Genomic DNA, 23,984 nt, shown 5'->3' with positions numbered 1-23,984 from the left:
CAGGTGACGAGTTCTCTCACGGCCTGCGGCCGCGAGCAGGCGAGCGCCTGGGAAGTGCCCCGCGTGCCGTGTCGATCACGCGGATGGCGTCCGCCGTGGCGTCGCCGCGCCAGGCGATGTGCTGGTCGGGGCGGATCAGGAGCAGTGGTGCGCCGTACCGATCGGCCGGGTCGAGTTCCGGGAGATCCAGGAGCGTCAGCGGTACCCCGCGGATATGGGCCGCCCGTTGCAGCGAGGCAGGGTCGGCGTTCTCGGACAGGCGCAGCAGGGTGAAGCCCTCGCCAAGCATGTCGTAGAGGGAGCGTCCGTCGGGGAGCCAGGTGTGGGGAAGGCGGGTGCCGGGGCGTGCTGAGGGGTGGTACGTGGTGAGCTGGTGGGCCGGTGTCGGTGAGCCGTCGTCGACGATGACGGGGGAATCGGCGTAGTGGTAGCCGAGTACGAGGCCTTCGCTGTGGAATTCACTGCGCTTGGCCTGCACTGCGGTGGCCAGCTGGGCGTCGTCGGCGTCCGTGAAGGACGGGGCGAGCAGCCGCTCCTGGGCCGCGCTGTCGGCGATGGTCTGCGCGGCGACCGGCCGACGCTCGGGTTCGTAACTCCGTAGGAGCTGGGGGCCGCCCCAGCCATGGATGACGGCGGCGAGTTTCCAGGCGATGTTCACCGCGTCGCCCACGCAGGTGTTGTAACCGTGACCTCCCCACGGCGGGTTGAGATGGGCCGCGTCGCCGACCAGGAAGACCCGCCCGGACTGGTAACGGTCGACGAGCATCATCCGGGCGACCCAGCGGTCAGTGGCGACGACCTGTACCTCCAGATCTTCCGCGGGGCCTCCGATGAGCGAACGCACCAGCGCCTCGGGGGCAGGTGCGGATGCCCGAGTGTCGGCGTGTTGGACGATCGCCCACCATTGGTCCTCCAGATCGAGCCGGCCCATCAGCCCGGACGCCTCGGGGCTGACAATCCAGTACTGCACGGCTGGATCCAGGCTGATCCGCCGGGCCAATCCCGGTGCGCGGAAGACGATGTTGAGGTTCGGGCGTTCACCGGACGCCCCGGTGTACGTGGCGCCGATCGCCGCGCGGCTGATCCCGCCCGCGCCGTCGCACCCCAGCAGGTAGTCGGCTTCGACGACGCTCGACGATCCGTCACCCGAGGAAACGGTGGCGCGCACCCCTGCCATGTCGTGATCGACGGAGGTGACGGTGTGACCGATGAGCACGTCCACCGTGGCCAGTTCGGAGACCGCCTTGCGCAACACCCGCTCGACGATCGGCTGGGGCACCTGCTGACCGGCCTCCGCCCAGTGTTCGCTACGACCCTCATGGAGGCCGAAGGCGTTGCTGAAGCGGGTCAGTTCGGTGCCGAGCAGGGAGGTGCAGAAGATGACGTCCTGGGACCAGGCGACGGGCATCGGCGCTGCGGCACGCAGCCGGTCGGCCAGGCCCCACCGGCGCAGATGTTCCATGGTCCGGATGCTGGTCGTCTTGGCGCGGGGCCTGCTGTCATCGACGGTGATGCGCGGTTCCACCAGGCAGGTGCGCACCCCGCGCCGGCCGAGTTCGATGGCGGCCGCGAGTCCGGCCGGCCCGCCACCCGCTATCAGCACCTGTGCTCTCGTGTCCGTCACGCGCCGGACCTCGCCGAGGCGTCGGTGACCGGGGTTCGCAGCAGGCCGAGCCGGTCGATCTCGACCTCGACGACGTCACCGGGAGTCAGGAGACGCGGCGGCCTCCGGACATAGCCGACTCCTTCCGGTGTACCCGTGGCGATGATGTCGCCGGGATGGAGTGTCATGGTGCGGCTGATCCGGGAGAGCAGCTCCGGCACGAGGAAGATCATGTCGCGGGTGTTCCCGTCCTGCATGACCTCGCCGTTGACCCGGGTGACCAGGCGCAGACCGTCGGTGAGGCTGCCCGTCTCGTCGGCCGTGACGATGGGCCCGAGCGGGCCGCTGAAGTCGGCGTTCTTGCCGAGAGTCCACTGGGCGGTGAGCTTCTGCGCCGTACGGGCGGTGAGGTCGTTGAAGGCGGCGTACCCCAGCACTCCTGCCTCCGCCTCGCTCTCGTCCGCATCGCTGAGCCGGGCGCCGACGACGGCGGCGACTTCGCCCTCCCAGTCCAGCCCTGGTTCGTTCGCGGGCACCGGCACCGGACGTCCGCTCACCGAGAGCGAGGCCGTCCAGCGCCCGAAGACGGTCGGATGCTCGGGCACCTGGAACGCACCCTCGGCAGCGTGCGCGCGGTAGTTGAGCCCGATGCACAGGACCCGTGCCGACGGCGGCACCGGCGGCTCCGGCACCACGTCCGCGAGCCGGACCGAGCCACGACGGACCCTGCGCGCCCGCTCCAGCCAGCGCGGCAGGTCCTCGTAGAAGTCGACGGCGTCCACGAGCGGAGACACCCGGTCGTCCACCACGACACCGACCATGACCTGCTGTCTGCCGCGCCGTGCCGACGGCGGACGCAATCCGATGAGCTTCACTGGACGGGTCCTTCCGCCACGAGCCGGATATCGAACCGGGCCTCCAGGAACACAGCCTGGTCATCCATGCCGAACCGGTCGGCCATTGCCGGTTCGGTGCACGGTACGAAGGGCACGACGAGGGCGTCCTTGACGGCGAAGGCCGCGTCGGAGCCGAGATAGGGGTCCACGTCGACGAACACGTGGGTGGTGAGCGGCCGGTGGCCGGGCGCCTCGACCCTGAGATGGACGTGAGCGGGGCGCATCGGGTGCCGGCCGAGCGCACGGAGCAACTCACCTACCGGGCCGTCGGTCGGCACCGGGTAGCTGCTGGGTCTGACCGTGCGGAACCAGTAAACGCCGTCGGGGCCGGTGGTGAGCAGGGCCCGCAGATTGCCGTCGGGTTGCTCGACGTCCTGACTGTCGTACAGGCCCGTGTCGTTGGCCTGCCAGATGTCCAGCACCGCCCCGGCGAGGGGCACTCCGTCGCAGTCGGTGACCCTGCCGTGCACGACCGCGGCCTCGCCGCGTTCCCGCTCGGGACCCTGCGCGATCCAGGCACCCATGGGGCGTGGCGGCGCCGGTGAATGGAAGGGTCCCTCGACGGAGCTGGGTGTCATGGTGGGCGGCCCGGCATGGTTGACCTCATCCACTGCGGAGGTGAGGCCCAGCATGTCGGAGAGCAGGATGAACTCGTTGCGGCGGTCAGTGCAGGCGGCTCCGGTGCGGACCAAGAAGTCCATGGCCTGCTGCCACTCGGCTTCGGTCAGCCGGGTTTCCCGTACGAAGGCGTGCAGGTGGGTGACCAAGGCACCGGCCAGCTCGCGCAGCCGTGGGTCCTCGCCCTGGAGGGATCCAAGTACCTGGGCCAACAGCTTGTCGAGCTGCCCGTCGGGGGACGTGGTCGTCATCGGTTTCCCTCCCATAGGCGGGTGGCGAGGAAGGCGACGGTCTGCCGGAGCAGCGTGGGGAGTTCCGGTGCCCCGAACAGTCCGTGGTCGGCGTCCTCGACGGGTACCAACTGGACTTCGACGCCGTGGGTCAGCAGGGCCTTCTCCAAGAGAAGACTCTGCTCGAAGGGCACCAGCCCGTCGGCTGTGCCGTGGATCAGCAGGAAGGGCGGCGCGTCGGCGGTGACATGGGTGACAGGGCTCGCCGGGACGGCCAGTTCGGGGTCGGCGACGCCACCGAGCAGTTGCTCGATCAAGTCCTGTGCCATGTCCGGGGGCAGGGTGATGTCCGGGGGGAGCACAAGCTTGGGCAGGGCGGCGAGATCGTAGATGCCGTACCAGCCGACGACGGCCACGACAGTGCTGTCAGGCCCGGTGACACCGATGTCGCCCTCCAGTTCCGCACGGCCCACGGTGAGGGCGAGAAGCGCGGCGAGGTGCGCGCCGGCCGACTCTCCCCACACCGCCATCCGGCCGCTGTCCAGGCCGAGTTGATCCGCATGACGGCGCAGGTAGCGCACTGCGGACTTGGTGTCGTGGAGCTGCGCGGGGAAGGTCGCCTCGCGCGAGAGCCGGTAGTCGATGGACGCGACGGCCAGATCGGCTGCCAGCAGCAGGTCGATCACGGCGGAGGTGTCCTGCGCGGGCAGCAGGTCGCCGCGGTCTCCGAGCGCCCAGGCACCACCGTGGACGAAGACGACGACCGGGCGAGGTCCGTCGCCCTCGGGCACCCACAGGTCGAGCTTGAGCGGGCGGTAGCCGGGCGGGGTGGCATAGCTGACTCCCGGATGGTGCCGCGAACCGTCCGCGCGGCGGAGGGGTTCCGCCGGAGGCAGGAAGCGAGGCGGGGTCCACGCCTGCGGCTGGTCCTGGTGCTGTTCTGTCATCGCGCGCCCTCCCTCAGGTGCATGGCCAGAAAGGCCACCGAGCGGGCGATCAGAGCGGGGATGTCGGCTGCGCCGGCGAAGATGTGGCCCGCGCCCTCGACCGTCACCAGTTCGGACTGCGCTCCCGCCGCGAGCAGCGCCGCGTGCAGCAGACTGCTTTGTTCCGGTGGTACGGGAACGTCGTCGGTGCCGTGGATGAGCAGGAAGGGCGGTGCGTCGGCGCTCACATGGGTGATGGGGCTCGCCGCTCTGGCCCGCTCCGGGGTGGTGCCGCCCAGGAATTGCTCGATCGGGTCGGCCGTACCCGGCGGCAAGGACACGTCCGGGGGGACCTCCAGCCTGGGCATGGTGGTCAGGTCGCTGACTCCGTACCAGTCCACTACGGCCCGCACCGAGTCGACGGGCTCGGCGACGACAGGTTCGCCCTCCTGCGTGGTGCGACCCGCGGTGAGGGCGACAAGTGCCGCGAGGTGTCCACCGGCCGATTCGCCCCACACACCGAACCGCGCGACGTCCAGGCCGAGTTGAGCGGCGTGCCGGCGGAGATAGCGGACGGCGGACTTGGCGTCGTGCAGTTGCGCGGGGAAGACGGCCTCACCCGCGAAGCGGTAGTCGATCGAGGCCACCGCCATCCCGACCTCCAGCAGCGCGTCGTAAACCGCGTCGGTCTCCAGGGTCGGTGGCAGATAGCGACGATCACCGAACTGCCACGCCCCGCCGTGAATCCACACCACCACCGGATACGTGCCCCCTCCCGCCGGGACCCACAGGTCCAACTGGAGCGGGCGGAAGCCGGGCAGGAGGGCATAGCTGATCCCGGAATAGTGCAACGAGCCGTCCTCGCGCACCACGGGGTCGACAGGTGGCAGGAAGTCGGGCGGAGAGCCGGTTCGTTCCCGCTCGGTGCTGGGGGTCATCCGATGGCTCCCGTCGTCGTCAGGGCAGCGGGCGCGACGCACAGGTAGGTGTGCGTACCCGGAAGTGCGGTGCGCCGGGTGCCGTCCGGCAGGACGACCACGGCGGTGGTGCCGGGCGGCACGGTGACGTCGAGCCGGAAACGGTCGCCGTCGACTTCCCAGGCGGACGCGATCCGTCCGTACGGGCAGTGGTGTTCCGCTCGTGCCGAAGCAAGGCCGCCGCCCGGGCGCGGTGCCACGGTGAACCGCTGATAGCCCGGGAAGTCCGCGTCCGGTTCGATTCCGGCGGTGTAGCGATGTAGGAAGGAGACGACAGCGCCCTTGGAGTAGTGGTTGAGGGAGTCGCGGGGTGTGCCGTCGTCGGCCACACCCTCCCAGCTCTCCCAGATCGTGGTCGCGCCTCGGTCAATCATGTGCAGCCAGGACGGGGCGCTGTTCTGGAGCAGCAGTTCGTACGCCACGTCGAGGTGCCCGGTGTCGGCGAGCACAGGGAGCAGGTCCGGGGTCGCGAGGAAGCCGGTGCCCAGATGCGTTCCGGTGTCCCGTACGAGCTGGACGAGCCGCTCCGCGGTCAGGGCTCGCAGCTCCTTCGGCACCAGGTCGAAGGCGAGGGCGCGCACGTGGTTGGCCTGGGTGTCCGGGCGCAGTGAGCCGTCGGGCGCGATGAACTCGGTTCGCCAGGCGTCGCGTATCCGCTCGCTCAGCTCTTCGTAGGCCGCCGCCTGTTCGTCCCGGCCGATCAGCCGCGCGATCCGCGCCGCCAGCCGGGTGGAGTGGGCGTAGTACGCGGTGGCGATGTCGGCCTTGTCGAGCTGCGCGTACTGGGGAAGGTCGTCGCCGATGTGCTCGCCGGGCACGAGCCATTCGCCCCAGTGGAACCCGGTGTCCCACAGATACCGCTCGTGCGGGGCGGGTTCTGCGGAGCGCAGGACCCGGTCCGGGTGGCGTCCTTCGCGGGCCGCGCGTTCGGTCCGCCCGAGCCAAGCGGTCATGGTCGGCCACAGCTCCTCCAGCACGGCCCGGTCACCGTAGGCGCGGTACATCTGCCAGGGCACGATGACCGCGGCGTCGCCCCAGCCTGCCGAGCCGTTGAGGTGGGCCACCGGGCCGTTCGGGCCTTCGGTGCGGCAGGCGGGTGAGATGTTGGAGACCGTGCCGTCCGGCCACTGGTCGGCGGCGACGTCGCGCAGCCACTTGGCCGAGAACCCGGCGACGTCGTAGAGGAACGCGGCGGTCGGGGCGAACAGCTGCCAGTCCCCCGTCCAGCCCGCGCGTTCGCGGGTGGGGCAGTCCGTGGGGATGTCGCAGACGTTGCCGCGCATGCTCCATACGGCGGCTTCGTGCAGCCGGTTGATCCGCTCGTCCCCGCACTCGAACCAGCCGGTGCGCCGCAGGTCGGTGTGGACCACCACGCCCCGCAGGTCGTCGGCGGTCAGCTCGCCGGGGTGGCCTTCGACACGGACGTAGCGGAAGCCGTGGGTCGTGTGCCGGGGCTCGAAGGCCTCGCCCGGGCGGCCCGCCGAAACGACGTGGTCGACCTGGCCGGCCGGGAGGGGCTCGGGCAGGAAGGGCATGTCGACGCGGAGGTGATCCGTTGTCACGTCGCCGTCGTGGCCGAGTGATTCGCCGTGCGTGAGGGTGAGGCGGGTGTCCCTCGGGCCGAGGTCGCGCAGCCGTACCCAGCCGTTGACGTTCTGGCCGAGATCGAAGACCTGCCGGTCGGGGCGCGGCCGGGTCACCGACACGGGAACGAGTTCCTCGACGCGCCGCACGGGCGGGGCCGGTGAGGTGACCAGTCCGGCGTAGCCGTGGTCGGCGACATCGACCGTCTCCCAGCCCTGGCCGTCGTACCCGGGGACGTCCCATCCCGTGCGTGTCCGGCGCAGGTCGCTGAACTGGCCAGCGATGAGGTCGGCTTCGACGATGTGGGCGGTGGCCGAACGCCAGTGCTTCCCCGTGCACACGACGGTCGTGGTGCCGTCCTCGTGATCAAGGTGCAGCTGCGCCAGGAAGGACACCCGCTCCCCCCACTGGTCGTGGGCGCGGGTGATGCCGATCTGGCCGCGGAACCAGCCGTCGGACAGGACTGCCCCGAGGACGTTGTCGCCTTCCCGCACCAGTGCGGTCACGTCGTACGTCTGGACCTGGAGCCGTGCGTCGTACTGCGTGAAGCCCGGCGTCAGTTCGGCCTCGCCGATCCGCTCACCGTTGAGGTACGCCTCGTACAACCCCTGCGCGGTGGCGTGTAGGCGGGCTCGGCGGACCGGGGACGTCGTCGAGAACGGGGTACGCAACAGATGGGCCGGGCGGTGTCCGGCGGGCGGCACCTCGGTCTCGACGGGCTCGATCCACAGGGCCTGCCAGTCGGAGGGGTCCAGCAGCCCGGTCTCGAACCAGGCCCACTCGGACCAGTCGCTCTCGCCGGCGTCGGTCCAGACCTTAACCTGCCAGGTAATGCGTTCACCAGAGCCGGGCGGAGGACCGCCGTACGGCACATGGAGGCTGTCGGCCCCCGCGACGCGGCCAGAGTCCCAGCCCTCACCGGTTCTGATCCGATGGGCCAGCTGCACGCCGGAGTCGGCCGGAAGCCACCAGGAGAGCCGGGGTCGACGCGTGCCGATGCCCAGGGCGTGTTCCAGCTGTTCGGCGCGCAGACAGGTGGGCGCGTTCATGCGGAGACCACCGCTTCGTCCGTGAGGAGCGGGCAGCAGGCCGATCGGCCGGCGGAGAGCAGGAACGCGCCGCTCTCGGTCTGCCACTGATGACCTGTCACCGACCAGTGCTGGAGGGCTCGCGCGGCGATGTGTACGGGGACGTCCACGGTCTCGCCGGGGCCGGCCTTGGCGACGGCGAAGCCGGCCAGCCACAGTTCGGGGCGTTCGACCGCCGAGTCGGGCCGAGCGGCATAGACCTGTACGACCTCCTTGCCGTGCCGCTCCCCGCTGTTGCGCACCCGCACGGTGACGGTCAGGTCCTCGCCGGGACGCACGTGGGCGGGTACGTCGAAGGCTTCGTACTCCCAGGTGGTGTAGCCCAGGCCGTGGCCGAACCAGTACGCGGGTTCGGTGCCCTCGCGCAGGTAGGCGCGGTGGCCGATGTGCAGGCCCTCGGTGTACTCCAGCACTCCGTCCCGGGGAGTGGTGTTCCACACCGGGACGTCGTGGTCGCAGGCGGGCCAGGTGGTGGGCAGCCGGCCTGCGGGCTCCACTGCGCCGAGCAGTACGTCCGCCAGCGCGTTGCCCAGTTCCATGCCGGGGAACCAGGCCAGCAGCACGGCGGCGACCTCGTCCCGCCAGGGCATCTCCACGGGAGCACCGGAGTTGACCACGACGACGGTGCGCGGGTTGGCGGCGGCCACGGCGTGGACCAGGGCGTCCTGGTCGCCGGGCAGCCGCAGGGTCGTACGGTCGAAGCCCTCGCTCTCGACGGCCTCGGTGGTGCCCACGACGACGACGGCGACGTCGGAGGCTGCGGCCAGTTCGACGGCGCGGGCTAGCTGCTGGTCGGCGGGCAACCTGGGTTCGCCGACCACCAGGCCGACCCAGAACAGCATGATGTCCTGCCCCCAGGTGAACCGCAGCCGCACGTCGACCTTCTGGCCTTCCGTCAGCCGCCGTGTGATGTGCTCCTGGGGCGCGGCGCCGACCACCGAGCCGATGTCGAGCGGGTCGCGGACGATGAGCGTGTCGATGACGGTCTCACCGTCCAGGTCGAGGACGAACCCGCCGACACCGCTCACGCCGAGCTGCCAGTCGCCGGTGGATTCGGCGGTAAAAACGGTCCGCAGTTCCAGCGAGACGCTGCCCTCCTCGACGGATTTCAGGTCGCGCACGAAGTGGGTGCCCTCCGTCGGCTCCTCTTTGAGGCACCCTCCGGTCGCGTCGAGCCACCGGAGCGTGCCGGGCTGGGAGAGTTCGCGGGCCCGGGGAGTGCGCAGGTCGTCGCTGAGGGAGGCCCCCGGTGCGGTGACCAGTTCGACGCGGTCGCCGAGTGCCGAGCGCAGTCCTTCCAGAGGGCTCACGACATACGGCGGGAAGACGGTCGCGCTGCCGCCACCGAGTGGCCGGGCTTCCACAGCGCCGGGGCCCAGCAGGGCGACGCGGGACAGGTTGTCGGTCGCGAGAGGCAGCAGGTCCCCGTGGTTGCGGACGAGCACCATGGCGGCGGTGGCGGCCTCACGGGCCAGCGCCGCGCCCTGCTCGACCGTGCCAGGGGTCGGGCGTCCGGCGACGGCCGGGTATCCGTCGAGGGCGCCGACGCGGGCCGCCAGCCGCAGCAGCCTGCGCACCTTGTCGTCGATGGCGGCTTCCGGGACGCGGCCCTCGCGCACCGCGGCGAGCAGCGGCTCGCCCCAGTGCTGCGACGGTCCCGGCATGGCCAGGTCGAGCGCGGCGGAGGCGGACTCCTCGGTGCCGTAAACGGCACCCCAGTCGGAGACGACCAGTCCGTCCCAGCCCCACTCGTCCTTCAGGACGTCGCGCAGCAGCGGGCTCTCCGTCATGGGCGCGCCGTCGACGCCGTTGTAGGCGGCCATCACGGTCCAGGGACCGGCCTCGGCGACCAGATGGTCGAAGGGGGCGAGGTAGAGCTCGCGCAAGGTGCGTTCGTCCACCCGGATGTCGACCGAGGTGCGGTCGGTCTCGGAGTCGTTGGCGACGAAGTGCTTCGGGCAGGCGCCGACCCCGTTGTCCTGGAGGCCCCGGACGTAGGCGGCGGCCATCCGGCCGGTCAGCAACGGGTCCTCCGAGAAGCACTCGAAGTGCCGGCCGCCCAGCGGGGAACGGTGCAGGTTGACCGTGGGGCCGAGCGCCACGTCGACGTCCTTGCGCACCGCTTCCGCGGCCAGCAGGCCGCCCACCCGGTGGACCAGTTCCTCGTCCCAGGTGGCGGCCAGAGCGCTCGATGAGGGCATGGTGGCCGACCAGTCCCGCTCGTCCTCGATCGGGCCGCGGACGCCGACCGGCCCGTCGGAGACGCTGACCGGCCGCAGACCGATCTCCTCGCAGGCCTGCGTGGTCCAGGTTCCCGCGCCGGAAATCAGCCGGAGCTTGGTCTCCAGGTCGAGCTTGCGTACGAGATCGTCGAGTGTGGGGTCCATGGGAACAGCTCCTGGGGTCGTGAGCGTGGGGCAGTCGTCGTGGAGGAGGTCAGTCGGTGGCGTGATGGCAGGCGACATCGCTGTCACCGACCCTGCGCAGTGCGGGCCGCTCGGTGCGGCACACTCCGGTGACGAGGGGACAGCGCGACGCGAAGGGGCAGCCGGCGGTCGAGGGAGTTCCGAGTCCCGCCGCTCCGATACCCATCGCCTCGCGCGCCGCGCGCCGGGCCGCCTGTTCGGCGGGGCGGGGCACCGGCGCAGCCGCGGTGAGGGCCTGGGTGTAGGGGTGACGGGGGTGTTCGACCACGGCCGCCGCGGCACCGGTCTCCATCACCTGGCCGCGGTAGAGGACGACCACTCGCTGGGCGAGGAAACGAACCACCGCGAGATCGTGGGCGACGAACAGATACGACAGACTCCGCTCGTCACGCAGGTCGGCGAGCAGGTTGAGCACCTGCGCCTGGGTGGACAGGTCCAGTGCGCTCACCGGCTCGTCGCACACCACGACCTTCGGGTCGCACACCAGGGCACGGGCCACCGCGATGCGCTGTCGTTGGCCGCCGGAGAACTGGCGGGGCCGGCGCTCGGCGGCGGAGCCGGGCAGCCCCACCCGCTCCAGGGCGGTACGCGCCCGCCTAGCCGCCTCCGCCTTGCCGACGCCCATCAGTCGAAGCGGCTCGGCGAGGGTATCGCCGACGGTCATGGCGGGGTTCAGGGAGGAGTACGGGTCCTGGAACACCACCCGCAACTGAGCAGCGAGGGAGCGCCGCCGGGCCGGGGCGGCATGGGTGATGTCGTCTCCGAAGAAGGAGATCGATCCACCGGTCACGGACTGAAGGCCCAGGACCGCCTTGCCGATGGTCGACTTGCCCGAGCCCGACTCGCCGACCAGGCCGATGGTCTCGCCGGGGGCAATGGAGAACGACACGCCGTCGACGGCCGGAGGCACGGGCTTGCGCCGGGAACGGCGGCCGTAGTGGACGGTCAGGTCCCGCACGTCGAGGGCAAGGGTCTGCGCGGGGTCGGCCGGGGCCGTGGTGGTGCTCATGCCGGGGTCCTCTCGTCCGGGTGGGCGGCGGCCGCCGCGAGTTCGCCGGCGCGGACGCAGCGGATGGTGCCGCCTCGGTCGGCCGCTTCCAGCGCCACGGGCTGCCCGCAGGCGTCTGTCGCGCAGGGGCAGCGGTCCTGGAAGCGGCATCCCCGCGGCCAACTGCCGGCGGCCGGCACCTGGCCGGGGATGGCCGTCAGCCGGTGCGAGGGCGTCACGGCCTCGCCCGCGTGCGGGTTCGCCCCGAGGAGCGCCTTGGTGTAGGGGTGGCGGGGGGCGTCCATCACCTCGGTCACCGTTCCGGACTCGACGATCTCGCCGGCGTACATCACCGCGACGTCGTCGCAGAGATCGGCGACGACACCGAGGTCGTGGGTGACGATCACGACCGAGGTGCCCGACTGGCTGACGAGTGAGCGCAGCAGGCTGAGGATCTCCGCCTGCACCGTCACGTCGAGGGCCGTGGTCGGCTCGTCGGCCACCAGCAGTTTCGGGCCGCCGGTCAGGGCGAGGGCGATCGCCACTCGCTGGGCCATCCCGCCGGACAACTGGTGGGGGTAGCTGCGCATGACGGCCTGAGGGTCGACGATTCCCACCCGTTCCAGCAGGCTCACGGCGCCGTCCCTCGCCTCCGCGCGGGACAGTCCGCGCAGTCGCCGCAGCGGTCCGGTGAGCTGGTAGGCGACGGAGAACATGGGGTCGAGGGCGACCATCGGCTCCTGCGAGACGTAGGCGATCTCGCGTCCGCGGACCGGGCGCAGGTGTCGCTCGTCGAGGCCTGCCAGGTCGCGGCCCTGCCAGTGCAGCGCGCCGCCGGTGACCGCGACTCCGGCGGGCAGCAGTCCAAGCGCGGCCAGCGCGGTCATGGTCTTCCCGCAGCCGGACTCGCCGACCAGGCCGAGCACCCGGCCGGGCTCGACCCGGAACGAGACACCGCTGACCAGCACCGGTCCGTCCTCGACGGCCACGGTCAGGTCGCGTACGTCCAGTACTCCCGATCCGTCGGGCTCAGCCGGCCCGGCGGCCGCCCCGCCCTTCGGCTTCGCGGCCCGCTGGGCGAGTCTGGGCGCTTCCTCCGGGTCGGTCAGGGCGTCCGCGATCAGGTTGGCGGCGATCACGGTCAGGGACAGCACCAGTCCGGAGGGCACCATCAGCCAGGGCGCGTCGTAGATGTGCTGGGATGCCGTACCGATCATGGCACCCCAGCTGGGCGCGGGCGGCTTCGGGCCGAAGCCCATGAAGGCGAGGCCGGACTGGATCAACAGGCCGATCCCGAACAGCAGGGCCGCCTGCACGGCCAGGACCGTCCGCATGCCCGGCAGCACATGGCGGAGGTTGACCCGCCAGGAGCCGAGGCCGTTGACCCGGGCCGCGGCCACGTACAACTGCTCGCGCAGCGAGCGTGCCACGCCCAGCAGCACCCGGTACATCCCGGAGGAGATCAGCACACCCAGCACGGTCATGATGAGCACGGTGTCGACACCGAACACCCCGATGAACGCGAGGATGATCACCGTGCCCGGCAGGGCCATCATGATCTCGGTGGTGCGGCTGATGACCGTCTCCGTGTGCCCGCCACGCTCGGCGGCGACGAGGGCCAGGGGTACGGCGATGGCGTAGGCCACGACCACGGTCAGCAGCGAGGCTCCGAACGTGCTCGCCCCGGCGGCGAAGATACGGCTGAGCAGGTCGCGCCCCAGCTCGTCGGTGCCGAGCCAGTGCTGAGCACTGGGCCCCTGCAACGCGGCCGACAGCTGCTGGTCGTTGGTCCCGTACGGAATCCACCAGGACGCCGTGAGCGAGAGCACGACCAGCAGTGCCAGCCAGCCGAGCCCGAAAACGCCGCCCGGCCTTCGCAGCAGCAAGGGCAGCCGGTGCCGGACGGGCCGCGACGCCTCGGTGACGGTGTGCTCGGGGTCTTCCAGCAGTTGTCCGGCCGGCTTCGCCTGAAGGTATTCGCTCATGCCGCACGCAACTTCGGGTTCAGCGCGCTGATCAGCACATCGAGCGCGACGTTGGTGACCACGACGACGACCGTCGCGATGATCACGACTCCCTGCACGGACGGGAAGTCGTGGGAGGTGACGGCGGCCTGGGCGACCTGTCCCAGACCCGGCAAGGCGAAGATCTGCTCGACGATGACGGTGCTGCCGAACAGGCCGACGAACTGCATGCCGAGCCCCGCCACCACGGGCACACTCGCGTTGCGCAACGCGTGCACGTACAGCAGCCGCCAGGGCGGAATCCCCGTCGCGCGCAGGGTCCTGATGTGTTCCTGCCCCAGGGCCTCGACCATGGAGGCACGCGCCTGCCGGGCCACGAGGGCAGCCCCGCCGATCGCCAGGCTGAGCACCGGAAGGACCAGGCTCTTCGCCCAGTCGACAGGAGAATCCGCAAAGGGCGTGTAGCCGGTCGCCGGGAGCCAGCCGAGCCGGATGGAGGTGACATAGACCAGCAGGATGCCCAGCCAGAAGGTCGGCAGGGACACCACGATCCCGGAGAAGGCGGTGATGAACCGGTCGACGAGGCCGCCGCGGACCGCCGCCACCACTCCCGAGACGATGCCGAGCACACCGCTCAGAGCCGTGGCACCGAGTGCGATGGCCGCGGTCACCGGGAGCCGGGACGCCAGGTCCGGGCCGACCTCGTTGCCTCCGGTGAGGGAGGTGCCCAGGTCGCCGCGGACCGCGTGGGTGATCCAGTCCCAGAACTGGACGGCCAGCGGCTGGTTCCAGCCGAGCAAGTCGTTCTGGGCGCGGATGTCTTGCGCGGAGGCTCCCGGGCCAAGCATCACCGCGCCCGGGCTGCCGGGAATGGAGTGAACGAGCGCGAAGGTCAGGACGATCACCGCCAGCAGCGTCAGAACCGCCATCGCGGCCCGCCGGGCGAGGAATCTGGTCACGGAGCCTCCTCCTTCCTCTTCGAGTGGTCCCCGACCGATCCGGTCATCAGGAGGCCTGCTTGATCGAGGACAGCAGCGGGTAGGCGTCGTTACCCGCGAAGGTGAGGGGCTTGACCTTCTTGGTGTTGTAACCGGCGTACGAGTAGCTCTCGTACAGCGGGATCAGCCAGCCCGTCTCCACCAGGCGGGCGTTGAGCTTGGTGAGCGCCTCGGTCCGCTTCGCGCCGGTCGCGCCCGCGGCGGCGTCCGTGTACTCGGTGAGCTGCTTGTCGGTCGCCTTCTGCGTGTTCAGGAACCCGCCGAGCACGACGGCCTGCATGGCGACCACCGGTTCCGGCCAGTTGAACGCGAGGTAACCGAGCGGGGTGGTGCTCACGGCCGCGAAGGCCTCTTCAGTGGAGGCGGCGGCCTTGAGCTTCATGTCGATCCCGACCGCCTTGAGCTGCTTCTGGATCGCTTCCAGGTCGGTCTGATTGGCCTGGCTGGTGATCACCGTGAAGGAGAAGCCCTTGGCGTATCCGGCTTCGGCGAGGAGCTTCTTGGCCTTGTCCGGGTGGTAGCCCCAGGTGGTGTTGAGCGCGGCATCGTACCCGTCGAAGGAGGACGGGAAGGCGTTGGAGGTCGGCTTGTCGCCCTTGTGGAGACCGCTCACCAGGTCCTGGCGGTTGATCGCGACCTGGATGGCCTGGCGGACCCTTTCGTCACCGAACGGCTTGGAGACCGTGCCCTTCTTGTCGAAGACCGGCAGGGTCACCACCGTGCCGCCCAGGGAGGACAGCCCCGTGCCGCGCGACTTGACGAACGAGGAGGTCGATCCGGCGACCGCGGCGACGTCCACCTGACCGGAGACCAGGGCGTTGGCTCGGGCCTGCGGGTCCGGCAGAGCACGGTAGACGACGGTGTCGTAGGCGAAGGCGGCGGAGTTCCAGTAACCCTTCCTGCGCACCATCGTGTACTTGCTGCCCTTGACCGTGCCCGACTTGTCGAGGGTGTACGGACCCGAGCCGTAGGGGGCCACGCCGAGCGCCTTGCTGTCGGCCAGTCCCTTGGCGCTGACGATCATTCCGGCGTCGGAGGCGAGCTGCTCCTGGAAGGTCGGCTGGGCCTTGGCGAAGGTGAGGACGACGGTCTGGTCGTCGGGTGCGGTGACCTGCTTGATCTCGGCCTGCCCGCCCTTGGCCATGTTCCCGTATGCGACCAGGGCGGCGTCATTGCGTCGGTCGAGGTTCTTCTTGACCACGGCGGCGGTGAGCTTGCTGCCGTCCGCGAACGTCACCCCCTTGCGCAGCGTGAGGGTCAGCTGCGTCTTGTCCTTGTTGTACGCGAACTTGGTGGCCAGGCTCGGTTTCACGCCGCCGTCGGCGGTCTTGACGAAGAGCGAGTCGTACACGCTCTCGAAGAACTGCCGCATCTCCGTGTACTTGGCGGGATCGTAGCCATTCGCGGCCGAGTCGCCGTCCATGCCGATCGCGAGGGTGTCCGACGCGGACGCCGAGGAACCGCTCGCGGAGGACGAACTGCAGGCCGTGACTCCGGTGAGGGTGAGGGTGAGGGCGGTTGCCAGGAGGATGGTGCTTCTTGCCGAACTCGAATTGAAACGATTCATTACATGAGGCTCCTTTGCCTACGGCCTGAGCGGGGCGACGCCGGGGGCGGGGACGGGGGGTGAAGTCAGAAGGCGCGCACGGCGGTGGGCCGGCGGGGTGTGTGTGCCGTGATCGGGGCGCAGACGCGCAGGGCGAAGTCCAGGGCCTCGTCGAAGACGGTCCGCGGATTGGGCAGACCGGCCCACAGATGGTCCACGGAGTCGATGAGCCGCAAGGTCACCTCACCGCCGCACGCCATCAGCGCGGCAGCGAGCTGTTCACTCTGGGCGCTCGGGACAAACCGATCCGCTGTGCCATGGGCGAGCAGGAAGGGCGGAGCGGCGGCGCAGACGTAGGTGACCGGGCTCGCCTCCGCAGCAAGCCGGGGCGCGTCGGGGACGGGCGCACCGATCAACTGGGCCTCCCGGGAATCCGCCGCGTCGGGCACGGTCACGGCGTCGGGGCGGGACTGGCTCTGCATGGTCCGCAGGTCGGCTGGCCCGTACCAGTCCACGACACCGACCACGTCGGCGTACCCACCAGCCACCACGGGGTCGGTTTCCAGCTCCGGTCGGCAGGCAGTCAGTGCGAGCAGTGCGGCGAGGTGGCCGCCCGCCGACTCGCCCCACAGCACGACCCGTTCGGCATCGAGCCCCAGCGCCTCGGCGTGCCCTCGTACCCAGCGCAAGGCGGCCTTGCCGTCGTGCAGTTGAGCGGGGAAGACGGCCTCCGCGCTGAGCCGATAGTCGATCGAGGCGACGGCGAAGCCGGCCGCCGCGAGCAGGTCGAACGGACTGACCTCCCACGCCTCGAAGGCCGGCCCGAACCGAGCGCGGCTCCCGGTCCGCCAGCCGCCACCGTGCAGGAAGACAACGACCGGCACGGGGCCCCCGGCAGGGTGCGCAGCGGGGAGGTGGAGATCGAGCAGGAGCGGGCGGAAACCGTCCGGTGCCGCGTACTCGACTCCTCGCAGCAGCCGGGTGCCCGCCGGTGTGACTTCCGCGGTGGGGAGCGGCGTGGCGCGCCCGGCCATGTCAGCCGTCCAAGGGACGCAGGTCGAACCGGAAGTCGTTGCCGTACTCGCGCGCCGCGCGGCCGATCTGTTCCGGCGAGGGGATATACGGCGGCCGGGGCGGTTCCAGGGAGTCCGTACGGGTGCCGGACGCGGCGAAGAAGCGCTCGAAACCGCCGCTGGACACGCCCATGATCCGGGTGTCGTCGGCCTCCACACGGAAGGTGTGCAGGCAGCCCGCCGGGACGTAGCCGAAGTCGCCGGTCCCCAGCAGCTTCTCGTGTTGCTCACCTTGCGCGTCCTGGACCCACACGCGAGCCCGCCCGGAGAGCATGAAGAACGTCTCGTGGACATCGGCGTGCGCATGTGTGGGGATCGCGTCGCCCTTGGGAGCGCAGTAGGTGAACAGTCCGAACTGTCCGTCGGTCTCGTCCTTGCTGAGCAACACGGTGATCAGCGAGTCGAACAGGTGCGCCCGCTCCCCCTCACCTGCCACCAGGAAGAAGGGCACAGGCTTGCCCGGAAGGGAGAACTGCTCCGCACCGTTGTGTCTGAACTCCGCAGTCATGGGTCTCCTCGGAATCGGCTCGGCTCGGAACCCGAGAGGCGTCTGGTCGACGTGTGGGTAAGAGTGGGAGACCGATCCGATCGGCACCAGCGGCAATTCCATTGAATGGCATGCGATCGAAACCGTGCCGCAATGTACGAGAAGCGTCCCGGCGGGTGAGACTGCGGGCATGACGAACCCCCCCAGCGTCTCTCGGGGCCGCCGGCCGGCTCAGGGTGATCCGGTGATCGACCGGGCGTTCGCTCTGCTCACGGCCTTCAACGAGAGTCGCCGCGCCATGACCCTCGCCGAACTGAGCCGGGTCACGGACACCCCGCCCAGTACGACCCTCCGGCTCGCCCGGCGCCTGCTCCACTGGGGGGCTCTGGAACGGGACGCCGACGGCCGTTTCGTGGTCGGTCTGCGCCTGTGGGAGGTGGCCTCGCTCGCCCCGCGCGCCCACGGACTGCGCACGGTGGCGCTCCCGTTCATGGAGGACCTGTACGAGGCGACGCACCAGCACGTGCTGTTCGCAGTCCTGGACGGCATGGAGGCTCTCCTGGTCGAACGGTTGTCGGCGCGTGAGGCCGTCGACGTGCTGTACCGCGTGGGCGGCCGCCTGCCGCTGCATTCCACCGGCGTCGGTCTCGTTCTCCTGGCCCACGCCGACCCGGACTTCCAGGAGACCTACCTCGCCCAGCCACTGGTCCACGAACCGGAAGGCGTACCCCTGTCCCCCGCCGCGTTGCGCCGCGCCCTAGCCGAGGTGCGCCGCATCGGAATCGCCGTCGTCAACCGACAGGAGCCTCGCCCGCTGCTCGCTGCCGCAGCCCCGGTACGAGGCGCGGACGGAGACGTCGTCGCCGCACTCTCGGTTGTCGTACCGGCAGGCCACACAGAGCCACGGTTCATCTCTCCCGCTCTGCGGGCCACAGCCCGCGCCCTGTCACGGGGCCTCGGTGCGCCCGTCTCCGCCGCGCCGGCACCCAAGGCCTGACCACGGCATGCAGGACGGCTGAACCTCGGGGAATCAGTCCGACACCAGCACGTCACAGTTGTACGCCGCCGCGGCCTCCACCACACTGCCGCCGAATTCCAGTTGCATCCCGGTGTAGTGGTTCGCCGCCCGCAGGGAGACTAGACCGATCGCGTCGGCCAGAGCTGTCGCGCCGACGCGAACCGCGCAATGTCCGTGTCTTCCCACAGCACCTCACGGCGAGGCGATCGGTCTGCGGCCAATCAGCAGTGCGGTCTGCGTCTCGACATAGCGGTCCTGATCAGCGGGAGACCGACGGCTGAGCAGACTTCCCGCCCAGCCGAGGAAGAACCCGATGGGAACAGGCGGCAGAGCGATGTTCTGCAGCGGAAACCAGTGGAAGCCCCGGTGCGATGATCTCATCAGAACTGCGGATTCTCTCCGGGTTCTCCTCGCCCAGCTCGGCCCAGCAGGCTGCGCTGGAGAGTGAGGGCCGCAGGCACGGGCGGGCCACGAGCTCCTGGTCGCGCTGACGGCAGAACCTCGCGACGTTGGGAGTGACGCCGCGTGCACTCAGCGGCACCACCGGCGTCGAGCGACTTCGTCTGGCACGCCGCCACCGGCAGACGCCGCGACTTCACGCCAGCGCACACCTCGCCCACGTTTCTGGATGAGGGACCAGCGGCTCGTCCACCGGGCGGCCATGGCCTCGGGCGGCATCTACCGCAGGCGGACGCCGCCCGAGGCCATGCCAGGACGAGCGCCCCACGCGACTCCGGACGCAACCCAGGTGAGCCCTTACTGCAGCGCGCGCTCGACGTCGCAGGCCGCGGGGCCGCGGCTTCCGGAGGCCTGCACTTGACACGACCACCTTATCGGTAACAGTGTATCCATTATGAGCACCTGGTCTGAGCCGCAGCCCGATTCCCGCTTCGTCGTGGTGGGTGGATCGCGGATCCACTACAAACGAGCCGGCAGCGGCCCGGCACTGGTCCTGCTGCACGGCAGCGCGTCGTCGCTCCAGCACTTCGACCGTGCGGCCGACCTGCTGTCGGAGTCGCTCGACGTCATCCGCCCCGACCTGCCGGGCTTCGGCCTGACAGGTCCTCGCACGGACCGCGACTACCGCATCCCGGCCTACGCCGCAACGGTGGCGGACTTCCTGGAGACCCTGGGCGTGCCGCGCTACGCGGTGGCGGGCAATTCACTGGGCGGCAACATTGCCTGGAATCTCGCGCTGGACCACCCCGAGCGGCTGACCGGCCTGGTGCTGGTCAACGCCACCGGATACCCGGAGAAAGAGATCCCGGCCGGCATGCGCCTGACGCGCAACCCACTACTGCGCCCCCTGTTGCGGCGGGTGATGCCGCGCCGCGCCATCGAGCGCAACTTGCGCTCGAACGTCGGCTCGCACTCGACGATCGTGGACGACACCATGGTGGACCGCGCCCACCAGCTCATGAACCGGCCCGGAAACCGCTCGGCCTTCGTCGACTTCTGCAACACGGACCAACCCGACCGCAGCGCGCAGATCCCCCACATCACGACACCCACGCTCGTCCTGCGCAGCGCGGGCATCGACGGCCAGCACTTCACCCGTGACATCCCCGGCGCCGCAGAACAAGTGCACCCCCACAGCGGTCACCTGCTGCCCGAAGAGGAGCCCCAGTGGGTCTCGGACGCGATCGCGACGTTCCTGCGCTCCCCCACCGACACCCCCACGCACTGAGGCCAAGGAGGCCCGTTCCATGAAGTACTTCGTCGCACCGGACGAGGACCGACGGCTCACCGCCAAATCGCGGCAAGCCCTGCGCGGCAGTTTCGTCGAACTGTCCGACGGCGTCACGCACTACGAACTGAAGGGCCCCGAGGACGGCGAGACGGTCGTGATGGCGGGCGGCCTGACCATCCCGCTCTTCTACTGGGACGAACTCGTCACCGAGCTCAACGCCCGCGGGCTGCGAACTCTGACCTGCAGCGCGTACGGCCGCGGCTACTCGGACCGAGTGCGGGCGCGCTACGACGAAACCCTCTTCGCGCGACAGCTGACCGAGCTGACCGAACGCCTCGGCCTGACCACGTGCCCGCTGCACCTCGTGGGCACCTCCATGGGAGCGCTGGTCGCCATGACCTACGCCGCCCGGCACCCTTCGTCGGTGTCCACCCTGACCATCGCCGGACCCGCAGGTCTCGCGAAACCGCGGCCGACCTCCCCGCACCGGCTCCTGCGCAACGATCTGCTGGCCGGTGTCGTCGCCCGGCGGCGCGGCCGCCGGATACTCGAGGAGCACCTCGGGCACAACGTCCGCGACCCCCTGCTCGGCGCGAAACTGACGGACATGGTCCTCGACGCCTTCCGCTTCGAGGGTTCGCTGTACGCGGTCTTCGACACGCTGCAACACCTGCCGGTCTCCGGCCGTGACGACCTCTTCCGCCAGACGGGCGCACTGGGCATTCCCACGCTGCTCCTGTGGGGCGACGAGGACGACGTCACACCCCTGGCCCACCTCGACACGGCTCGCGCCCTGCTGAAGCCCCAGCATCATCATGTCATTCCCAAGTGCGGGCACATGGCCCCATTTGAACGCCCGCGCCACGTCGCCGATCAGATCGTCCCGTTCGTGGCCGCACGCGCCGAAAGGCTCGACTCATGAACAACCCGCAGGTCGTCGACGTACTGGTCATCGGTGCGGGCCCTTCGGGCTCAGCTGTGGCGATCGACCTCGTACGGCGGGGACTCGACGTACGAATCATCGACAGGTCTCCCCACGCCTTCGAGGGATCCCGCGCCAAGGGCGTCCAGCCCCGCAGCCTCGAAGTCCTCGAAGACCTCGGTGCCCTCGACGAGGTACTGGCCGGCGGCAGCATCTACCCCAAGCTCGGGATCCATGCGGGCCCCATCGCCGTGCCCTGGAAGATGTTCCCCCACAAGGAGGCCGCCCCGGACGTCCCCTACCCGAACACCTGGCTGATCCCTCAGTTCCGCACGGACCGCGCACTGCACGCCCGGCTCAGCGAACTCGGCCGTGAGATCGAGTTCGGCAGGGAGCTGACCGAGCTGACGCAGGACGAGGACACGGTGGTCGCCAAGGTGGAGGGCGCGGACGGCAACGAGGAGATCGTCGCCCGGTACCTCGTAGGCGCCGACGGCGGTTCCAGCGCGGTGCGCAAGCAACTCGGCATCGGATTCGTCGGGACGACGCACGAGAGCGACCGGATGCTCATCGTCGATGCCACCGTGACCGGGCTGGCCCGCAACCGGTGGCACATGTGGCCCGGCCGCGGCGGCAAGCGCATCGGCGCCTGTCCACTCCCCGGCAGCGACATGTTCCAGTGGATGATCAGCCTCGGACCCGACGAGGAACCTCCCTCGGACAAGGACGACATCCTCCAGCGGATCCACTCCCACACCCACGACCGGCGCATTCAGCTGCACGACATCCACTGGACGTCGGTGTTCCGACCGAACATCCGCCTGGCGGAGAACTACGGCCGGGGACGTGTCTTCCTCGTCGGTGACGCCGCGCACGTCCACACCCCGGCCGGCGCCCAGGGACTGAACACCGGCATGCAGGACGGCTACAACCTCGGCTGGAAAATCAGTCAGGTCCTCGCCGGGGCGAACGCGGCGCTGCTGGACACCTATGAAGCCGAGCGGCAGCCGATCGCCGCCGGGGTGCTGGGCCTGTCCACGGAGAAGTGGGGAGGCATCGCCAAGCTCGACCCGTCGAGCATGAAGCGTGGCAAGGACGAGCAGCAACTCGCCCTTACCTACTACGGCGGTCCGCTCGCACCCGCCGACGGCATGCGTACCTCGACGCTGCGCGCGGGTGACCGCGCCCCGGACGCCGAGCTGCTCCGCACCGACGGGACCGGGACCCGCCTGTTCGACGCCCTCCGCGGGCCCCACTTCACCGCTATCGCCTACGGCGCCAGCGCCGCCCGCGACCTCGACATGCTCGCCTGGCCGACCGTCGGCGCTCAGCTGAAGCGGCTGACCGTCGGGGCGCGCGCCGCCGACAACCTCACCCTTTCCGACCCTGAGAACACGCTGAAGGACGCTTACGGCCTGGACGGCGACACGCTGGTGCTGATCCGTCCCGACGGCTACATCGGGCACATCGCCACCCGGGACCTCCTCACCACCACACAAACCGCCGCGCGGGCAATGACGCCATAAGCAAGGAGCCGCACCATGTCACAGCAGAGCCGCACCTCCCTTGACTGGAGGTCCACCGCATGAGCCGCGTACTGCTGCGCGGGGCGCAGGTCATCACGATGGTGCCGGGCCGTCCGGACGCCGAGCACGCCGATGTCCTCGTCGACGGTGACCGCATCGCCGCCGTGGGCGAGAACATCGAGGCGCCCGACACCGAAATCGTCGACTTCTCCGGCCGCATCGTCATCCCCGGCCTGGTCAACGCCCACCTGCACACCTGGCAGACCGCTCTGCGCTCCGCGGGCGCCGACTGGACGCTGATGGAGTACCTCACCCACCTCCACGGCGAGTGCGTCGGGCACTACACCCCTGCCGACATGCACATCAGCAATCTCGCCGGCGCACTGAACCAGCTCAACTGCGGCACGACCACCCTCGGCGACTGGTGTCACAACGTCCTGTCCCCCGAACACGCCGACGCCGCCGTCGAAGGCCTGGCCCAGGCAGGCATCCGCGCCGTCTTCCTGCACGGCACGCCCTACCGCGCGCCGGACACCCCCCACCCCCTCACCGAGATCGACCGGCTGCTCGATGGCCCCGTCCGCGACCACTCCCTCCTCACCCTGGGCATGGCCCTGCAGGGGCCGCAGTACTCCTCCCCCGAGACGGCGGTCGCCGATTTCCGAGCCGGCTCGGAACGCGGCCTCGTCGTTTCCATGCACCAGAGCGGCGGAGAACCCGCACCCGGCTGGGAAGCGGTGCGCGCCGCCGGACTGTTCAGCCCTCTGACCAACATCGTGCACGGGATCGACCTGCCCGACGACTGGCTCAAGATGCTCCTCGAAGCGGGCGTCACCTTCACCACCACCCCAGAGAACGAACTGGGCCAAGGACACGGCACACCCATCACCGGGTCCCTGCTGCGCCTGCACGCCGCGCCCTCCCTGGGCACCGACATCGACACCGCCGTACCCGGCAAGCTCCTCACCGCAGCCCGCATCGCCCTGGCCCACCAGCGCGGCCTGGACCACGCCCAACACCGACAGACGACCGGCATGCACGCCGGCACCGCTTCACTCACCGCCAAACAGGCACTCACCTGGGCCACCGTCGAAGGCGCCAAGGCACTCGGGCTGGCCGACCGGGTGGGCCGGATCGAGGTGGGCATGCAAGCCGACCTGGTCGCCGTCGACGCCCGGGCATTCAACCTGTGGCCGGCACACGACCCGGTCGCCACGGTCCTGCACGCCGACATCGCCAACATCGAAGCGGTGATGGTCGCCGGCAGCTGGCGCAAACGCGACCACGCCCTGCTCACGTCCCAGCTCGACGAGGTCAAGGACCAGCTCCGCGAGTCCGGAGAACGGCTGCTGCGCAGCATCGGGCCCGCGGGCCCACAGGGCTGACACCCTCAACAGACGCGAAGCAGGAACCACGTGCCGGCG

General features: G+C 70.2%; 18 protein-coding genes and 1 pseudogene. 5 read left to right on the top strand and 14 right to left on the bottom strand.

What is annotated here, in order from left to right:
• Positions 1-16 precede the first annotated feature (16 nt).
• From ACIOHP_RS41815 to ACIOHP_RS41755, 13 genes are all read right to left on the bottom strand, one after another.
• Positions 17-1,624 (bottom strand): FAD-dependent monooxygenase, encoded by a 1,608-nt coding sequence (locus ACIOHP_RS41815; protein ID WP_401895729.1) that lies wholly within the window; start codon positions 1,622-1,624, stop codon positions 17-19.
• The gene (locus ACIOHP_RS41810; RefSeq protein ID WP_401895726.1) at positions 1,621-2,478 is read right to left on the bottom strand and encodes a fumarylacetoacetate hydrolase family protein; all 858 of its coding nucleotides are present in this window, start codon (positions 2,476-2,478) and stop codon (positions 1,621-1,623) included. The genes ACIOHP_RS41815 and ACIOHP_RS41810 overlap by 4 nt, the downstream gene beginning before the upstream one ends.
• Complete coding sequence (locus tag ACIOHP_RS41805; RefSeq protein ID WP_401895725.1) at positions 2,475-3,368, bottom strand: dioxygenase; 894 nt, start codon at positions 3,366-3,368, stop codon at positions 2,475-2,477. The genes ACIOHP_RS41810 and ACIOHP_RS41805 overlap by 4 nt, the downstream gene beginning before the upstream one ends.
• Positions 3,365-4,294: an alpha/beta hydrolase fold domain-containing protein gene (locus ACIOHP_RS41800; protein ID WP_401895724.1), complete on the bottom strand. Its 930-nt coding sequence runs from the start codon at positions 4,292-4,294 to the stop codon at positions 3,365-3,367. Before ACIOHP_RS41800 ends, ACIOHP_RS41805 begins: the two co-directional genes overlap by 4 nt.
• The gene (locus ACIOHP_RS41795) at positions 4,291-5,211 is read right to left on the bottom strand and encodes an alpha/beta hydrolase fold domain-containing protein (protein ID WP_401895721.1); all 921 of its coding nucleotides are present in this window, start codon (positions 5,209-5,211) and stop codon (positions 4,291-4,293) included. The genes ACIOHP_RS41800 and ACIOHP_RS41795 overlap by 4 nt, the downstream gene beginning before the upstream one ends.
• Complete coding sequence (locus ACIOHP_RS41790; protein WP_401895719.1) at positions 5,208-7,883, bottom strand: family 78 glycoside hydrolase catalytic domain; 2,676 nt, start codon at positions 7,881-7,883, stop codon at positions 5,208-5,210. Before ACIOHP_RS41790 ends, ACIOHP_RS41795 begins: the two co-directional genes overlap by 4 nt.
• Complete coding sequence (locus tag ACIOHP_RS41785) at positions 7,880-10,309, bottom strand: beta-glucosidase (RefSeq protein ID WP_401895717.1); 2,430 nt, start codon at positions 10,307-10,309, stop codon at positions 7,880-7,882. The genes ACIOHP_RS41790 and ACIOHP_RS41785 overlap by 4 nt, the downstream gene beginning before the upstream one ends.
• 49 nt (positions 10,310-10,358) lie before the next feature.
• A complete protein-coding gene (locus ACIOHP_RS41780) occupies positions 10,359-11,357 on the bottom strand; it encodes an oligopeptide/dipeptide ABC transporter ATP-binding protein (RefSeq protein ID WP_401895716.1) in 999 nt (332 codons plus the stop codon).
• Positions 11,354-13,321 (bottom strand): dipeptide/oligopeptide/nickel ABC transporter permease/ATP-binding protein, encoded by a 1,968-nt coding sequence (locus ACIOHP_RS41775; RefSeq protein WP_401895713.1) that lies wholly within the window; start codon positions 13,319-13,321, stop codon positions 11,354-11,356. The genes ACIOHP_RS41780 and ACIOHP_RS41775 overlap by 4 nt, the downstream gene beginning before the upstream one ends.
• Positions 13,318-14,259, bottom strand: a complete 942-nt coding sequence (locus tag ACIOHP_RS41770) for an ABC transporter permease (protein WP_401895711.1) — start codon at positions 14,257-14,259, stop codon at positions 13,318-13,320. The genes ACIOHP_RS41775 and ACIOHP_RS41770 overlap by 4 nt, the downstream gene beginning before the upstream one ends.
• A gap of 46 nt (positions 14,260-14,305) precedes the next feature.
• Positions 14,306-15,865, bottom strand: coding sequence for an ABC transporter substrate-binding protein (locus ACIOHP_RS41765; protein WP_401895708.1), 1,560 nt, complete (start codon positions 15,863-15,865; stop codon positions 14,306-14,308).
• Positions 15,866-15,930: 65 nt separating this feature from the next.
• The gene (locus ACIOHP_RS41760; RefSeq protein ID WP_401895706.1) at positions 15,931-16,878 is read right to left on the bottom strand and encodes an alpha/beta hydrolase fold domain-containing protein; all 948 of its coding nucleotides are present in this window, start codon (positions 16,876-16,878) and stop codon (positions 15,931-15,933) included.
• A 1-nt stretch (position 16,879) separates the two neighbouring features.
• A complete protein-coding gene (locus ACIOHP_RS41755) occupies positions 16,880-17,425 on the bottom strand; it encodes a quercetin 2,3-dioxygenase (protein WP_401895703.1) in 546 nt (181 codons plus the stop codon).
• A 169-nt stretch (positions 17,426-17,594) separates the two neighbouring features.
• Between ACIOHP_RS41755 and ACIOHP_RS41750 the strand changes: the two genes are divergently transcribed.
• Positions 17,595-18,401: an IclR family transcriptional regulator gene (locus ACIOHP_RS41750; RefSeq protein ID WP_401895700.1), complete on the top strand. Its 807-nt coding sequence runs from the start codon at positions 17,595-17,597 to the stop codon at positions 18,399-18,401.
• Positions 18,402-18,440: 39 nt separating this feature from the next.
• On the opposite strand, the pseudogene ACIOHP_RS41745 reads toward ACIOHP_RS41750, so the two are convergent.
• Positions 18,441-18,554: pseudogene (locus ACIOHP_RS41745) on the bottom strand (LacI family transcriptional regulator); the annotation flags it as partial.
• Positions 18,555-19,275: 721 nt separating this feature from the next.
• Between ACIOHP_RS41745 and ACIOHP_RS41740 the strand changes: the two are divergent.
• Genes ACIOHP_RS41740 through ACIOHP_RS41725 form a run of 4 tightly spaced genes read left to right on the top strand, consistent with a single transcriptional unit; the run spans position 19,276 to position 23,945 of the window.
• Positions 19,276-20,109 carry an alpha/beta fold hydrolase gene (locus ACIOHP_RS41740; protein ID WP_401895699.1) on the top strand — a complete coding sequence of 278 codons (834 nt, stop codon included), beginning with the start codon at positions 19,276-19,278 and terminating at the stop codon, positions 20,107-20,109.
• Positions 20,110-20,128: 19 nt separating this feature from the next.
• The gene (locus ACIOHP_RS41735) at positions 20,129-21,034 is read left to right on the top strand and encodes an alpha/beta fold hydrolase (protein WP_401895697.1); all 906 of its coding nucleotides are present in this window, start codon (positions 20,129-20,131) and stop codon (positions 21,032-21,034) included.
• Positions 21,031-22,560 (top strand): FAD-dependent oxidoreductase, encoded by a 1,530-nt coding sequence (locus ACIOHP_RS41730; protein ID WP_401895694.1) that lies wholly within the window; start codon positions 21,031-21,033, stop codon positions 22,558-22,560. The genes ACIOHP_RS41735 and ACIOHP_RS41730 overlap by 4 nt, the downstream gene beginning before the upstream one ends.
• Before the next feature lie 59 nt (positions 22,561-22,619).
• Positions 22,620-23,945 (top strand): amidohydrolase family protein, encoded by a 1,326-nt coding sequence (locus ACIOHP_RS41725; protein ID WP_401895692.1) that lies wholly within the window; start codon positions 22,620-22,622, stop codon positions 23,943-23,945.
• The last annotated feature ends 39 nt before the right edge of the window (positions 23,946-23,984 follow it).

This window comes from Streptomyces sp. NPDC087859, assembly GCF_044742595.1.
In the GTDB taxonomy this organism is placed as follows: Bacteria; Actinomycetota; Actinomycetes; order Streptomycetales; family Streptomycetaceae; genus Streptomyces; species Streptomyces canus_F.
This window is presented reverse-complemented; position numbering and strand designations above follow the sequence as displayed.

Bases quoted from the DNA above. Each gene is read 5' to 3' on its own strand.
- ACIOHP_RS41730 (WP_401895694.1), top strand. From the start codon at position 21,031: ATGAACAACCCGCAGGTCGTCGACGTACTGGTCATCGGTGCGGGCCCT.
- ACIOHP_RS41800 (WP_401895724.1), bottom strand. From the start codon at position 4,294: ATGACAGAACAGCACCAGGACCAGCCGCAGGCGTGGACCCCGCCTCGC.
- ACIOHP_RS41760 (WP_401895706.1), bottom strand. From the start codon at position 16,878: ATGGCCGGGCGCGCCACGCCGCTCCCCACCGCGGAAGTCACACCGGCG.
- ACIOHP_RS41780 (WP_401895716.1), bottom strand. From the start codon at position 11,357: ATGAGCACCACCACGGCCCCGGCCGACCCCGCGCAGACCCTTGCCCTC.
- ACIOHP_RS41750 (WP_401895700.1), top strand. From the start codon at position 17,595: ATGACGAACCCCCCCAGCGTCTCTCGGGGCCGCCGGCCGGCTCAGGGT.
- ACIOHP_RS41740 (WP_401895699.1), top strand. From the start codon at position 19,276: ATGAGCACCTGGTCTGAGCCGCAGCCCGATTCCCGCTTCGTCGTGGTG.
- ACIOHP_RS41785 (WP_401895717.1), bottom strand. From the start codon at position 10,309: ATGGACCCCACACTCGACGATCTCGTACGCAAGCTCGACCTGGAGACC.
- ACIOHP_RS41725 (WP_401895692.1), top strand. From the start codon at position 22,620: ATGAGCCGCGTACTGCTGCGCGGGGCGCAGGTCATCACGATGGTGCCG.
- ACIOHP_RS41735 (WP_401895697.1), top strand. From the start codon at position 20,129: ATGAAGTACTTCGTCGCACCGGACGAGGACCGACGGCTCACCGCCAAA.
- ACIOHP_RS41795 (WP_401895721.1), bottom strand. From the start codon at position 5,211: ATGACCCCCAGCACCGAGCGGGAACGAACCGGCTCTCCGCCCGACTTC.
- ACIOHP_RS41755 (WP_401895703.1), bottom strand. From the start codon at position 17,425: ATGACTGCGGAGTTCAGACACAACGGTGCGGAGCAGTTCTCCCTTCCG.
- ACIOHP_RS41805 (WP_401895725.1), bottom strand. From the start codon at position 3,368: ATGACGACCACGTCCCCCGACGGGCAGCTCGACAAGCTGTTGGCCCAG.
- ACIOHP_RS41765 (WP_401895708.1), bottom strand. From the start codon at position 15,865: ATGAATCGTTTCAATTCGAGTTCGGCAAGAAGCACCATCCTCCTGGCA.
- ACIOHP_RS41775 (WP_401895713.1), bottom strand. From the start codon at position 13,321: ATGAGCGAATACCTTCAGGCGAAGCCGGCCGGACAACTGCTGGAAGAC.
- ACIOHP_RS41790 (WP_401895719.1), bottom strand. From the start codon at position 7,883: ATGAACGCGCCCACCTGTCTGCGCGCCGAACAGCTGGAACACGCCCTG.